The sequence below is a fragment of the Krasilnikovia sp. MM14-A1004 genome, from assembly GCF_047159485.1.
Classification (GTDB): domain Bacteria; phylum Actinomycetota; class Actinomycetes; order Mycobacteriales; family Micromonosporaceae; genus Actinoplanes.
The window spans coordinates 7,149,662-7,163,002 of record NZ_AP038773.1; the positions used below are offsets into that span (position 1 = coordinate 7,149,662).

The 13,341-nt window shown below is 70.9% G+C and carries 13 protein-coding genes and 1 tRNA gene; 11 read left to right on the plus strand and 3 right to left on the minus strand.

Going from position 1 to position 13,341, the window contains the following annotated elements; translation table 11 throughout:
* Positions 1-2 precede the first annotated feature (2 nt).
* Together ACMCNN_RS31310 and ACMCNN_RS31315 are read right to left on the minus strand one after the other, a co-directional pair.
* On the minus strand, positions 3-1,529 hold the full coding sequence (locus ACMCNN_RS31310; RefSeq protein ID WP_412744040.1) for a class E sortase: 1,527 nt from the start codon (positions 1,527-1,529) through the stop codon (positions 3-5).
* Between the two features lie 242 nt (positions 1,530-1,771).
* The gene (locus ACMCNN_RS31315; protein ID WP_412744041.1) at positions 1,772-2,581 is read right to left on the minus strand and encodes a DUF881 domain-containing protein; all 810 of its coding nucleotides are present in this window, start codon (positions 2,579-2,581) and stop codon (positions 1,772-1,774) included.
* 198 nt (positions 2,582-2,779) lie between these two features.
* On the opposite strand from ACMCNN_RS31315, the gene ACMCNN_RS31320 reads away from it, so the two are divergent.
* From ACMCNN_RS31320 to ACMCNN_RS31340, 5 genes are all read left to right on the plus strand, one after another.
* Positions 2,780-3,043, plus strand: a complete 264-nt coding sequence (locus tag ACMCNN_RS31320) for a cell division protein CrgA (RefSeq protein WP_412744042.1) — start codon at positions 2,780-2,782, stop codon at positions 3,041-3,043.
* 263 nt (positions 3,044-3,306) lie between these two features.
* The gene (locus ACMCNN_RS31325) at positions 3,307-5,469 is read left to right on the plus strand and encodes a (Fe-S)-binding protein (protein WP_412744043.1); all 2,163 of its coding nucleotides are present in this window, start codon (positions 3,307-3,309) and stop codon (positions 5,467-5,469) included.
* A 101-nt stretch (positions 5,470-5,570) separates the two neighbouring features.
* Complete coding sequence (locus ACMCNN_RS31330) at positions 5,571-6,914, plus strand: hemolysin family protein (protein ID WP_412744044.1); 1,344 nt, start codon at positions 5,571-5,573, stop codon at positions 6,912-6,914.
* Positions 6,907-7,932, plus strand: coding sequence for a hemolysin family protein (locus ACMCNN_RS31335; protein ID WP_412744045.1), 1,026 nt, complete (start codon positions 6,907-6,909; stop codon positions 7,930-7,932). The genes ACMCNN_RS31330 and ACMCNN_RS31335 overlap by 8 nt, the downstream gene beginning before the upstream one ends.
* Before the next feature lie 76 nt (positions 7,933-8,008).
* A complete protein-coding gene (locus ACMCNN_RS31340) occupies positions 8,009-8,923 on the plus strand; it encodes a LamG-like jellyroll fold domain-containing protein (RefSeq protein WP_412744046.1) in 915 nt (304 codons plus the stop codon).
* A gap of 29 nt (positions 8,924-8,952) precedes the next feature.
* On the opposite strand, the gene dcd is transcribed toward ACMCNN_RS31340, so the two are convergent.
* Positions 8,953-9,537, minus strand: coding sequence for a dCTP deaminase (gene dcd / locus ACMCNN_RS31345; protein WP_130509797.1), 585 nt, complete (start codon positions 9,535-9,537; stop codon positions 8,953-8,955).
* A gap of 74 nt (positions 9,538-9,611) precedes the next feature.
* Between dcd and ACMCNN_RS31350 the strand changes: the two genes are divergently transcribed.
* The 6 genes from ACMCNN_RS31350 to ACMCNN_RS31375 all read left to right on the plus strand — a co-directional run bounded on the left by ACMCNN_RS31350 (position 9,612) and on the right by ACMCNN_RS31375 (position 13,293).
* On the plus strand, positions 9,612-10,121 hold the full coding sequence (locus tag ACMCNN_RS31350) for a pyridoxamine 5'-phosphate oxidase family protein (protein WP_412744047.1): 510 nt from the start codon (positions 9,612-9,614) through the stop codon (positions 10,119-10,121).
* Between the two features lie 47 nt (positions 10,122-10,168).
* Positions 10,169-10,242, plus strand: a tRNA-Gly gene (locus ACMCNN_RS31355).
* Between the two features lie 381 nt (positions 10,243-10,623).
* A complete protein-coding gene (locus ACMCNN_RS31360; protein ID WP_412744048.1) occupies positions 10,624-10,893 on the plus strand; it encodes a hypothetical protein in 270 nt (89 codons plus the stop codon).
* A gap of 88 nt (positions 10,894-10,981) precedes the next feature.
* Entirely contained in the window at positions 10,982-11,368 is a 387-nt protein-coding gene (locus ACMCNN_RS31365; RefSeq protein ID WP_412744049.1) for a hypothetical protein, read from the plus strand.
* Between the two features lie 177 nt (positions 11,369-11,545).
* Positions 11,546-13,057 (plus strand): GGDEF domain-containing protein, encoded by a 1,512-nt coding sequence (locus ACMCNN_RS31370; RefSeq protein WP_412744050.1) that lies wholly within the window; start codon positions 11,546-11,548, stop codon positions 13,055-13,057.
* Positions 13,058-13,113: 56 nt separating this feature from the next.
* Positions 13,114-13,293 carry a hypothetical protein gene (locus ACMCNN_RS31375; RefSeq protein WP_412744051.1) on the plus strand — a complete coding sequence of 60 codons (180 nt, stop codon included), beginning with the start codon at positions 13,114-13,116 and terminating at the stop codon, positions 13,291-13,293.
* The last annotated feature ends 48 nt before the right edge of the window (positions 13,294-13,341 follow it).

The window sequence follows — 13,341 nt, forward strand, 5'->3', positions numbered from 1 at the left end:
GGCTATCCCGCCTTGATCTCGGCCGGCTTACCGGCGTCCGCCAGAGCCGGATCGCGCTTGGTCGTGGAGATCAGCTCCGCGTGCACGATCAGTCGCTGGTAGTTGTTGAACTTCGGGTTGCAGGTGGTCAGCGTCAGCAGCGCCTTGGTGGGCTTCACTCCTGGCTTGTCCGGCACGGGCGCCACGACCTCGACGGCCGAGGGCTTGACGATCTCCTGGTTCGTGACCCGGTAGACGAACCAGTCGGTCCGGGTCTCGACGCCGATGACGTCGCCCTTCTTCAGCTCGTCCAGCCGCCAGAAGATCTTGCGGATGCGGTGGCCCGCGACCGAGAAGTTGCCGATCTTGCCCGGCAGGGCACTCTCCGGGTAGTGGCCGGGGGCGTACCGGATGTCCTGCGGGCGGACGCCGTTGACGACCACCCACTCCTTGTCCAGCTTCGGGATGTAGAGCCGGCCGATCAGGTTCTTGCCGGGCGCGGCCGGGGCGTTCTTGGCCGGGCCGGTGCTCGGCGCGACGGTCGGGTCGGCCCACTGCTGATCCAGCTCGTTGCCGAGCGTGCTCTGCTCGGCGTCCACCTCGGCCGAGTTGCCGAACACCTCGTACCCCGCGAACAGCAGTACGACCACCCCGAAGGTGATCATCAACTCGCCCGAGACGCGGATCGCCGTGCGGATCCGCGAGCCGACGCTCGGCCGGGTCAGCTCCGAGTAGACGCTCTTGTATCCGTCCCGGGTCTGCTCCGGGCGGAGTTGAACGACCTTCTCGCCGCGGCGCGGCTTGGCGTCGTCCGCGTCGCTCGCGGCCTCGGCCGGCTCGGCGGCCACCGCGGCGGCAGCGGCCGCCACGGACGCGGCGCCGACCGCGACGTCGCCGCCGGCCTTCGGCGCCGGCGAGGTCGGCGCCGGGGCGGGGCTGGGGCTCGCGGCAGGGGTCACCGATGGGAGCAGGCCGGTCGGTGCGTCGACGGTACGCAGGAACGCGGTCGCCGTCGGATCCGGCTCCCGTGACGCGGGGCCGAAGCCTGCGGGCGTCCCCGCGGAACCTACTCCCGGTGGCGTCCCGTTCGGGCCGAGGTCAGGGGGCGCCGCGGCGGGGCTGAGTCCCGGAGGCGTCCCGAGCCGGAGGCCGGCGGGTGGCTGTGGCGTGCCGGTGGGATAGCGGCGTGGCTGCCCGTCCACCGGTGACACCGGGGTGGCCGCCTCGGGAGGCGTGGCACCACCCCACGCCTGAGGTGGTGGGGCCATCTCGCCGGAGCGATAGGTCCCAGCCTGGCCGCCGACCTGTGCCCGCCCGCGCTGCGGCAGCCCCGACGGCGGCGGCGCGCCATGCGGCGGCACCGCTCCATGCGGCGGCACCGCGTGAGGCAGTGCGGCGTGCGGCGCGGAGTTCAGCGTGGCGGCGTGCGGTGGGGCGGGTGCGGCGTGCGGTGGGGTCGCCTGCGGCGGCGCGGACGTCAGATGCGTCGCGGCCTGCGGTGGTGGGGGTGGCACGGAGGCCGCGCCGACGACCGGGTACGCGCCTCGCATACCCGGCACCTCACCGCGCACCCGCGGCTGCTCCCACGAACTGGTGGGTGGAGGTTCGGCCGGGTTCTCCGGCTCCGGGGTGAGCGTGACGCCGAGCCCGAGCGGGGGGTCGAGCGGTCCGCCGGGGACCCCGCCGGGTGCGGCATCCGAAACACGTGGAATGTACGCAGTGTGCGCATCACCATCGGGAGCGCGGTGCCGTCCGGAGCTCGGGGCACCCTCCGGGTACTCCGGCGGGACCATCACTCGGCAACCCGCGCGGATCGGAGGTCACTCGACCCGTCGTACGCCCGCACTGTCACGTTCCCTTCGACGGTTTCCTGATAGCCGAGGCCGAAGTCGGCGACCGCATCGCGGAATTGTTGGACACCTTCCGCCGATTCCAACGCCCGATGCAGCGCTGTGGGTTCGCCAATCGCAGTGATCTTGAACGGTGGTGAGAACACCTGGCCATGGAGCAGCAGGGTGTTGCCGACACAGCGTACCGCGCTGGTGGAGATCACGCGGACATCCATGATCGACATTGCCTCGGCCCCACCGGCCCACAGCGCGTTGACGACGGCCTGGACATCGCCCTGGTGAACGACCAGATCGTCGTTGCCGGGAGCGTTCGGGCCGGTGCCCGCGTCGCGGCGGTGCGAGTCGTTGAGCACCACGGTGAGGCCGGGACCACGTACCGTGGTGAAGCCCGCCGCCGCGCGCTGCGCGTCGGCCTGCTGCCGCGCCTGCTTGACCGGCTGATCCACCTCGGCGAGCTGACCGGCGGACTGGTCGACCTCCGCGCGCAGGGTCGCGGCCTGCCGCTCCCGCCCGGCCAGCCGCTCCCGCTTGTCCGCAATGAGCTGGGTCAGCTGCGGGCGCCGGTCGTCGCGCAGCGCGGTGCCGTCCGCGGTCCGTGCGGAGGTGGTGAAGAGCAGACCGGCCGCGAGCGCGATCAGGGGTACGCCGACGGACCACCCGCGCTGGCGCTGGCCGACCCGGCGCGGGCGCAATCCGCGAATCGCCCGCCGCAGGACGAGTCGCCACGAGGGGGTGCCCGTGGTGTACTCCACGTCGCTGTCCTCCTCCGGATCGCCGATTGACCGGTTCGTACGCAGCCGCCGGACATCTTTGTGCCCTGGCCGGTGCCTGCACCGGCCCCGACTTGACTACGCTAACTGCCGAACACTATTCGCCACGGGCAGCGTTCGGGGTCCCCGAAGCCGCTCAGCGGTGGGTCGTTCGCCACTTGTTGCCCTCAGGAGACCACCGTGCCGAAGTCACAGGTTCGCAAGAAGAAGGTTTACACCCCGCCGACGGACATCCGCCCGTCGACGACGGCGCAGTCCAAGAAGCCGAGCCCGGTCTGGGTTCCGGCCAGCGCGGTCGCGCTCATCGTCATCGGTATCAGCTGGCTGGTGGTGTACTACCTGTCCGAGCAGCAGTACCCGGTCGCGGCGTGGAACTACTGGAACCTGGCCATCGGCTTCGGCTGCATGGTGGCCTCGCTCGGCATCCTCTCCCGCTGGCGGTGACCGTCCCGCTGGCGCCGAGTCGGGGGCCCGGGCGATAGCGTCAGCCCTCCCGATCTGATCGACTGCGCACCCCGGCATCCGCTCGGGGTGCGCTTTCGCGCTGAGGGGGCAGAGTCGCTGAGGGGGCAGAGTCGCTGAGGGGGCCGGCCCGCCAGCGCGGCGGGCCGGTTGAGGGATTGCGGCACACGCCACGGTGCAAGAGCACTACTCGTGGGTAACATAGGGCGGCTCCAGCAAGCCGCACCGAGAAGGGCACAACGCAGATGCACGCTGTCCAGATCGTCGCCACCGTCCTGGCGGCCGCCATCACGGTGGTCGCCGTAGCCCTGGCGGTCCGGGCGGTACTGAAGATGACCTCCGTCATCCGCCTCGGCCAGCCCGACCCGGGCCGCTTCGAGGGCAAGGGCACCCGCACGGTGACCATGCTCAAGGAGGTGGCCGGGCACACCCGCATGCTCAAGTGGGGCGTGGTCGGCGCGGCCCACTGGTTCGTGATGGTGGCGTTCATCGTGCTGTCGCTGCTGGTGCTCGAGGCGTACTTCGAGGTCGTCGACCCGGACCTCGGCCTGCCGCTGATCGGCGAGACCGCGTGGTTCGGGCTGATCACCGAGATCATCGGGGTGTTCGGGGCGATCGGCATCGTCGCACTGATCGGCATCCGGTTGAGCAACCGGCCGGGCCGCGGCCGGCTGTCCCGCTTCACCGGCTCGACCATGTGGCAGGGCTACTTCGTCGAGTGGATCATCGTCGCGGTCCTGATCTGCGGCTTCCTCATCCGCGGCTTCAAGGCCGCCACCGGCCACCTGGAGTTCCCCGTCTGGGCCGCCCCGGTCAGCCACGCCCTCGGCAACGTCCTGCCGGACTGGGAGGCGGGCGCCACCGTCGTCGCGTGCCTGAAGATCTGCATCTCGATGACCTGGCTCATCGTGATCTCGCTGAACGTCACCATGGGTGTCGCCTGGCACCGCTTCCTGGCGTTCTTCAACATCTTCTTCAAGCGGTCCCCGGACAAGCCCGCCGGCTCGGGCCTGGGCGCCCTGAAGCCGATGACCAGCGCGGGCAAGCCGCTGGACTTCGAGGAGGCCGACCCGGAGAAGGACCAGTTCGGCGTCGCGCACGTCGAGCAGTTCACCTGGAAGGGCCTGCTCGACTTCTCCACCTGCACCGAGTGCGGCCGCTGCCAGTCGCAGTGCCCGGCCTGGAACACCGGCAAGCCGCTGTCGCCGAAGCTGCTCGTGCTGTCGCTGCGCGACCACGCGTACGCGAAGGCGCCGTACCTGCTGGCGGGCGGCGGCAAGGACCTGACCGGCGAGGAGAAGGCGACAGAGGACCAGCTCAAGGGCGTCGACGTCCTGGCCATGGCCGAGTCGGAGCGTCCGCTGATCGGCGGGGTCGACGAGCAGGGCATCATCGACCCCGACGTGCTGTGGTCCTGCACCACCTGCGGCGCCTGCGTCGAGCAGTGCCCGGTGGACATCGAGCACGTCGACCACATCGTCGACATGCGCCGCTACCAGGTGCTCATCGAGTCGAGCTTCCCCTCCGAGGCCGGCGTCATGCTGCGCAACCTGGAGAACAAGGGCAACCCGTGGGGCGCGCCGCAGAACACCCGCGAGGACTGGACCAAGGGCCTGGACTTCGAGGTGCCCCGGGTCGGCGAGGTGGAGGACTTCGAGTACCTGTTCTGGGTCGGCTGCGCGGGCGCGTTCGAGGACCGGGCGAAGAAGACCACCCGGGCGGTGGCGACGCTGCTGCACGAGGCAGGGGTGAACTACGCGATCCTCGGCGAGGGCGAGACCTGCTCCGGCGACCCGGCCCGGCGTATCGGTAACGAGTTCGTCTTCCAGATGCTCGCCCAGCAGAACGTCGAGACCCTGAACGAGGCGTTCGGCGAGCGGCCGGTCAAGAAGATCGTCGCCACCTGCCCGCATTGCTTCAACACCCTGGGCAACGAGTACGAGCAGGTCGGCGGCAAGTTCGAGGTCGTGCACCACACCCAGCTGCTGGCCCACCTGGTCGCCGAGGGCAAGCTCACCCCGGTCCAGCCGGTCGACGGCGGGGTCACGTACCACGACCCGTGCTACCTCGGGCGGCACAACCGGGTCTTCGAAGCGCCCCGTGAGGTGCTCGGCACCGCGATCGAGGGCGGTCTGACGGAGATGCCGCGTAACTCGGAGCGGTCCTTCTGCTGCGGCGCCGGCGGCGCCCGCATGTGGATGGAGGAGAAGATCGGCAAGCGCATCAACGTGGAGAGGACCGAGGAGGCCCTGGCCACGGGCGCGAAGACGATCGCGGTGGGCTGCCCGTTCTGCTACACGATGATCGGTGACGGGGTGACCGGCAAGGGCGAGCAGGACAACGTCGAGGTCGTCGACGTCGCCTCCGTGCTGCTGCGCTCCATCAAGGGCGACACGTCCGCGGTGTAGCCACCCGCGTGAACCCGGCCGCCGTCCCCGCAGACGGCGGCCGGGTTGTCCGCCAGATGTCACGGTCCGGCACAATGAGTGCCGAGGTGAGATAACCGATCATGGACGGCCTGCTGCTGACCGCGGCGCTCCCGCTGGTGGCCTTCGCGCTGCTCACGGTGGGCAACGCGTTCTTCGTGGCGGCCGAGTTCGGGCTCGTCACGGTCGACCGCGTCGAGATCGATCAGCGCGCCGACGCCGGTGACCGCCGGGCCCGTACGGTCCGGCAGGCGCTGCGGGAGCTGTCCTTCCAGCTCTCCGGCGCCCAGCTCGGCATCACCATCACCGCACTGCTCACCGGTTATCTGGCCGAGCCCGCCCTGTCCAAGCTGTTCGTGCCGCTGGTGGAGCCGCTGGCCGGTGGGGCCACCGACACGGTCACCCACGTGCTGGCCCTGGTCGTGGCGACCCTGGTGTCCATGCTGTTCGGCGAGCTCGTACCGAAGAATGCCGCCCTGTCCCGGCCCATGCCGGTCGCGCTCGCGACCGCCGGGCCGCTGCGCCGCTTCTCCCGGCTGCTCACCTGGGTGATCGCCGCGCTCAACGGCTCGGCGAACTGGCTGGTCCGCCGTCTCGGCATCGAGCCGCAGGAGGAGCTGGCCAGCGCCCGTTCCCCGGAGGAACTGGGCCTGCTGGCCGCGATCAGCGCCCGCGCCGGGGCGCTGCCGACCGAGACAGCGACCCTGCTGCGGCGCACCATCCGCTTCGGCGAGAAGCGCGCCGCGAAGGCGATGACCCCCCGCGTCGACGTCGTCGCGCTCAAGACCACGGCCAGCGTCGCCGACCTCATCGACCTGGCCCGGGAGACCGGCCACACCCGCTTTCCCGTGTACGAGAACACCCTCGACATCGTCATGGGGGTGGCCGGGGTGCCCGACGCCCTCGGCGTGCCGCCCGAGCGCCGCGCCGCCACCGCGGTCTCCACGGTGGCCCGCGAGCCCGTGTACGTCCCGGAGAGCCTCGACCTCGACAAGGTGCTGGCCGCCCTGCGCGCCGCCGACGCCGACCTGGCCATCGTGGTCGACGAGTACGGCGGCACCGACGGCGTGGTCACCATCGAGGACCTCGTCGAGGAGCTGGTCGGCAACATCGCCGACGAGTACGACACCGACGAGGACGGCTTCACGGAGACCGCCAGCGCCGAGCTGACCGCCCCCGGCGGGGAGCGGACGCTCCTGGTCGACGGACTGCTGCGCGAAGACGAGACGGCCGAGCAGACCGGCTTCGCCCTCCCCGAGGGCCCGTACGAGACGCTGGCCGGGTTCCTGCTGTCCCGGCTCGGCCACATCCCGGTGCCGGGCGAGTCCCTGGTCTACGAGGGCTGGGAGTTCACCGTCATGGAGGTCGACCGCCACCGCATCGAGCAGGTACGCGTGGTCGCCCCACCGGAGCCCGACGATGAGTGAGCTGCTGATCGCCGCCCTGCTGTTGCTGGGCAACGCGACCTTCGTCGGCGGGGAGTTCGCGCTGATCGCCTCGCGGCGTACCGCGCTGGAGCCGTTGGCGGCCACCAGTAAGCGGGCCCGCTGGGCGCTGTCCGCGATGAACCAGATCCCGCTGATGATCGCCGGGGCGCAGCTCGGCATCACGATCTGCTCGCTGGGCCTCGGCGCGATCGCCGAACCGGCGCTGGCACACCTGCTGGAGGTGCCGTTCCAGGCGCTCGGCTTCCCCGAGAACGCGGTGCACCCGGTGGCGTTCGTGATCGCCCTGGCCGTGGTGGTGTTCCTGCACACCGTGGTCGGCGAGATGGTGCCGAAGAACATCACCCTCGCCGGGCCGGAGCGGTCCGCGCTGTGGCTGGGCCCGTACATGCTGGCCTTCTGTGTGGCCACCAAGCCGGTGCTGACCGCGATGCGGTGGGCCGCGCGGGCCGTGCTGGCACTGTGGAAGATCGAGGCGACCGACGCCGTGAAGACGGTGTTCACCGCCGAGGAACTGGCCGGGATGGTCACCCAGGCGCGCAGCGAGGGCCTGCTCGGCTCGGAACAGTACGCCCGGATCCACGCCGCGCTCGGACTGGCCGACCGTACCGCCGGGGACGCGCTGCGGGCCTGGTCGAAGACCATCACGGTGCCGGACGACGTCACGCCCGCGACGCTGGAGGCGCTGGCCACCCAGAGCGGCAGGTCCCGGTTCCCCGTGGTGCAGCGGGCAAGCCGGCGCGTGCTCGGCTTCGTACACATCAAGGATCTGCTGGGTGACGACGCTGCGCGGCGGCACGAGCCGGTCCCGGCGGAGATCGTCCGCCCGCTGGCGGTGGTGCCGCCGGAGCGGTCGCTGGCCGACCTGCTCCTGGCGATGCGCCGCGACCGCCTGCACATCCTGCTGGTCAGCGACGGCCGCGTGCCGCTGGGTGTGATCACCCTGGACGACGTCCTGCACGCCGTCGTCGGGGAACCCGCCGTTCGGCCGACCGCGTAGGGGTAGTTCGCCGCTTCGGGCCGCCGTCGCACGGGGTGTGGGTAGCGCGGGCCGGACGCATCCGGACAATAGGGGAATGCCTGACAACCGACGGCCGAACTGGCTGGGCGTGCGCTCGCTGCGCTCGCACGCGCAGAGCCGGCGAATCGGCCCGCTGGGCGCGATCGTTGCCGCCGGCGTCCTTGCCGCGGGACTGCTGGGAGCCGGCCATCTCGCGACCCGCCCCGACCCGTCCCCCCACACCGCGGCGCAGCCCGCATTCGCAACGGTGTCCCCGCCCGCCGCGGGCGTGCTTCCGCTCGGCGAGTCCGCGGCGCCGTCCGCCCGCGCCGACGTGGCGCTGGTCGGCACGGAGCCAGTATCGGTCCGGTACACCTTCGACGCCGGAGTGGACCACCCCATCGCCGACACCACCGGCGGCCACGAGCTGCGCGCCCTCGGCCAGAACGGCGGCATCCTGTCGCTCGTGCCGCAGGGCGCGGGACTGGCCGTCGAATTCCCCCGGCGGTGCCGGCTGCCCCACGAACGGGACTGCCCGCGGGCCATCCTGGAAGGCGAGCGCGACGACGCGCTCAACCCCGGAACCCGCCCGATGCGCTACGGCGCCTCGATCCTCATGACCCGCGCCGACCTCGCCGACGGCGCGAATGTGCTCCAGAAGGGGTACTCGGTCGGCGGGGTGAGCCAGTTCAAGCTCCAGGTGGACCACGAGCAGGGGCATCCCAGCTGCGTGGTGGTCGGCGAGACGCACATCTACCGTGCGGAGCCGGACCTCGACGTCGCCGACGGGACGTGGCACGACCTCACCTGCGAACGCTCGGCCACGCACCTGACCATCATGGTCGACGGCGTGGAGCGCGCGTCGGTGCCCGTGCCGCACGGCCTGTCGATCGCCAACGCCGAGCCGCTGCGCGTCGGCGGCAAGGGCCCGAACAAGGGCAATGACCAGTACGCCGGCCAGATCGACGACGTCTTCCTCGACATCCCCTGATCGGGCGCCCCCGCGTCCCGCACGATCCGTCAGGGGCGCGGGGTGGGCCAGGTACGCCAGTTGTGCGAACTGCGGCTCGGGGTCGGGCCGCGCTGGCCCTGGTAGCGCGAGCCGTACACCGCCGACCCGTACGGGTGCTCGGCCGGCGACGAGAGCCGGAAGATGCACAGCTGGCCGATTTTCATCCCCGGCCAGAGCTTGATGGGCAGATTGGCCACGTTGGACAGCTCCAGCGTGACGTGCCCCGAGAAGCCGGGGTCGATGAAGCCCGCCGTGGAGTGCGTCAGCAGCCCCAGCCGCCCGAGGCTGGACTTGCCCTCCAGCCGCCCGGCCAGCTGGTCGCCCAGCGTGATGACCTCCAGCGTCGAGGCCAGCACGAACTCGCCCGGGTGCAGCACGAACGCCTCACCGTCGGCCACCTCGACCTGCGCGGTCAGATCGTCCTGCTGCTCCGCCGGGTCGATGTGCGTGTACAGGTGGTTGTTGAACACCCGGAAGAAGCGGTCCAGCCGCACATCGATGCTGGACGGCTGCATCAGCGCCGGCTCGAACGGCTCCAGGGCCAGATCGCCCGACTTGATCTCAGAGACCAGGTCACGGTCGGAGAGCAGCATCGCCACACTGTACGGCCTGCCCGAACGAGTACATTCAGTGGCTCCGTCGAACGTATGTTCGATATCATGTCCGCATGGCATCCTGGTCCCAATTCGCCGCCGCCGAGCCCCGGCTCGCCGCCGCCGTCCGCGCGCTCCTGCAGCAGTACGGCCCCGGCCTGGGCTACCTGGCGACCGTCCGCCCCGACGGCGGGCCGCGCGTGCACCCGGTCTCCCCGGTCATCACCGACGAGGGGCTCTACTGCTTCCTGATCGACTCCCCGAAGCGCCACGACCTGGAGCGGGACGGCCGCTACGCCCTCCACTCGTACCCGCCGGAGGAGACCGACGACGAGGCGTACCTGTCCGGGGTCGCCGTTCCGGTGCTGGACCCCGTGGTGATCGGGCGCCTGGCCGAGTCGCTGCACGCCTCCCCGGCGGTGAGCTGGCGCCTCTTCGAGCTGCTGATCGAGACCGCCATGGTTCGCCGTCACGGCCCGGCGGGCGCCCTCCTGCTGCCCACGACCCCGCGTGCCCGGGTGGTCACCCAGACGTGGCACGACCCGGCGACCGGGTTATCGCGGCCACTGGCCGGAGTGCGGTGAGGCGGTCGCGCCACGAGTGCCGGGCATCGGGTACAGTGGGGCGGCCCGCGGGTGTAGTTCAATGGCAGAACATCAGCTTCCCAAGCTGACAGTGCGGGTTCGATTCCCGTCACCCGCTCCACGACAAAGGCTCTGGTAGGGATACACATCCCAGCCGGGGCCTTCATCATTTCCACGCCCGGAACCGTCGCTCGTGCCATTGGCGTGCCATGAGGCGGCGTCACCCCGATCCTCGTCTGAGGTCGCGCCCGGTCGCCTCGACGCTTTCCGGGGCGCCTTCTTGGTCAGCTTGCGCTCCTCCGCGACCGCCTTCTGCAGCGCGTCGGCGATGGGCCAGCCTCCGCCGTCGCGTGCTGGTGGATGATCGCCGCCTGCGGTGAGTCGTGATCCGTCCGCGCCATCAACTCAAGGCCGCAGGAGAACTACCGATAGACGGAACATGCCATGTGCGCGCGGGCTGCGGACCTGGGTCGCGCCCGGACTGCTGCTATGGATGCTGTTGGTGGCGGGCATCGACCTGTTCTTTCTCGGCATTGCCATCGGGTTCGGGCCCGAGGGCTTCGGCGGCGACGCCGGCCCGTTGCCAGCCCACCTCGTCATGCGGGCCCACGTGGGTATCGGGGCCGGAATCGTCGGCTTGGGGCTTCCGGTCATCGCGCTGCTGCTCCTGCTGCTCCTGCCGGCCTATCGCCGGCCGGCTCTCCGGGCGCTCACGGTCCTGGTCGGCATCCAAGCGTCCTGCTTCGCACTGCTCGTTTGGTCGATGACGTAGCCCCAGACCCCACACGGTGCGGTAGTTGCGGCGGTACGTCGACGCAGAACGCGATGTCGGCCCACCGGCCGTGGACTAGCGTGTGCCCATGGATGATCAAGGCTGGTTCGCCGGCATGGTGCGGGCGTGCGACCACCAGGAAATCGAATTTGCCCGGCCCCGTGTCGGTCCGCAGCACCTACCCGGGTTGGTGGAGCTGTACGGCACCCTCGCCTCGTGGGACCAGCGGCTCTGCCTCGTTCAGCTCGTGCAGGACCGTCATGAGCCCGCCTTGCAGCCGATCATGCTGGACATCCTGCGTGCGCCCGAGAGAGATGACGACCAGGCCGAGCTGACGAAGGCCGCGGCGCTGTGCTACCTGGACGGGAACAGCGACCTCTTCATGACGTACTACGAAGATCGCGACGCCCTGAACGCGGCCGTCGACAAGGTGCTTCGGGCAAACGGGCTGCAGCTGGCGCCGCCGGAGAACTGATCCGCCTGCTGGCCTCCCCGAGGCGGGCAGGGTGGCCACCGAGGCGCAACCGCGGTGCTCCCGGCGGACGACCCGCGGTGCCACACGCTGGGCGGTCGGTCCGCGGCTGTCTGGGGGTGGGGAATGGTACGCGCCGCCAGTCTCTGGTGGGTCCGCTGCTGTGCGGTCGCGGTTCTGGTGGAGTTCGCCTTCATCACGGTGTCCCTCGTCGGCCACGGCAGCGGGATCACCCGGACGATCCTGGGCAATGTGGTCTACCCGCTCGGCATCGCGGTGGCCACGGCCGCCGCCTACTTCGCCGCCCGGCGCGGTCCGAGGTCGCGACGCCAGTGGTGGCGGCTGGTGTTCGTCGCCAACCTGCTGTGGCTGGCCTCGGACGTCTATTGGACCGGGTACGAACTGATCGGCCGTCCCGTGGAGACCGCCTCGATCGGCGACGTGGCGCTCGTCGGCTCGTACCTCGGGCTGATTCTCAGCGTCGGGATCGGCTTCACTGGCACGGGTGCGCTGCGGCAGCTGCGGGGCCAGATCGACGGCCTGTTCGTCGCGACGGCGGTCGGGGTGGCGGGCTGGCAATGGCTGGTCGTCCCGCATCTGCACGGGCAGTTCACGGTGAACTCGCTCGTCGACGTGGTGTACCCGCTGCTGGACGTGGCGTGCCTCGCGGTCTTCCTGTCGGTCGGGCTCAGCGGCCAGCGCCGGGTACCGCCCCAGATCGCCCTGGTGGTCGGGGGCGTGCTGCTGTCCACCGGAGCGGACGTACTCAACAGCGCCCTGGCCATGCGGGACGTCTGGGTCGACGACGCGGTGAACCGCAACCTGTACTTCCCGGTGGTCCTGCTCTTCGCGGTCGCCGCACTGTGGGACGCCCGCGGGCAGCGTGACGAGGCGCAGTCCACGGCGCGCCACCTGGTATTCGATCTGGGGTTCTGGCCTTTCCTGCTGGCGGTCGCCGGCGTGCTCGGCTGGGCCGGGCAGGACGCCCTGGACGGGCGGATCACCCGGCCCGTGCTCGGACTGGTCGCCGTCACGATCATCGGGCTGACGCTGCGCGCGCAGCTGAGCATCCGCGACCAGCGCCGCGTCGCCCGGCAACTGGACGCCGCCCTGGCCGAGCAGCGCCGCCTGGCGATGACCGACGGGCTCACCGGCCTGCACAATCGCCGGTTCGGCGAGGAGACCCTGCAGATCCAGGCGGAGCAAGCGGTCCGCGACGGCCATGAGCTCGGCGTCATCATCATCGACCTCGACCATTTCAAGGCCGTCAATGATGTGTACGGGCACGACACCGGCGACGCGGTTCTCGCCGAGAGCGCGACGCGCCTGGCCGGTGTCCTGCGCAGTGACGACGTACTGGTGCGCTGGGGCGGCGAGGAGTTCCTCGCCGTGACCTCCGGTACCGGCGCAGCGGGCCTCGCCGCACTCGCCGAGCGCCTGCGCCGGGCGCTGGCCGACCAGCCGATCCGGTTGCCCGACGACATGGAGATCCCGATGACGGCCTCACTCGGTGCGGCCGTCCTGCCTCTGGCCGGTGCCAGTGTGAAGGCGGTGCTGCGGGCCGCCGACGAGCGCCTCTACGAGGCGAAGAACGCGGGCCGCAACCGCGCGGTCACCGAGTCGGCGACCGGCTCAGGGCCGGTGGCGGCCCCCGTCGACCAACCACCGGGGCTCACCGCGACGCGACAGTGATCGCCGCTGTCCGCGGCGGGCGCGCGCCCGGCACAATGTGCGGGAGGAGGTCGGCGATGAGCGATGACGGCACGTCCCACGAGGATTTCTCCGAGCAGGAGATGGCGTTCCTGAGGCATGCCGAGTTCGGCGAGCTGCCACCACGGGTACGGCCGGAGGAGTTGGTAGAGCTCACCGAGACCGAGACCCAGCAGGAACGCCCTGACCCGCCATGGATCTGGGTACCGCAGGGCTGACCCGGCCTGCCGAACGGTGGAGGGCCGGGCAGGCAGCCCAGCCCTCCG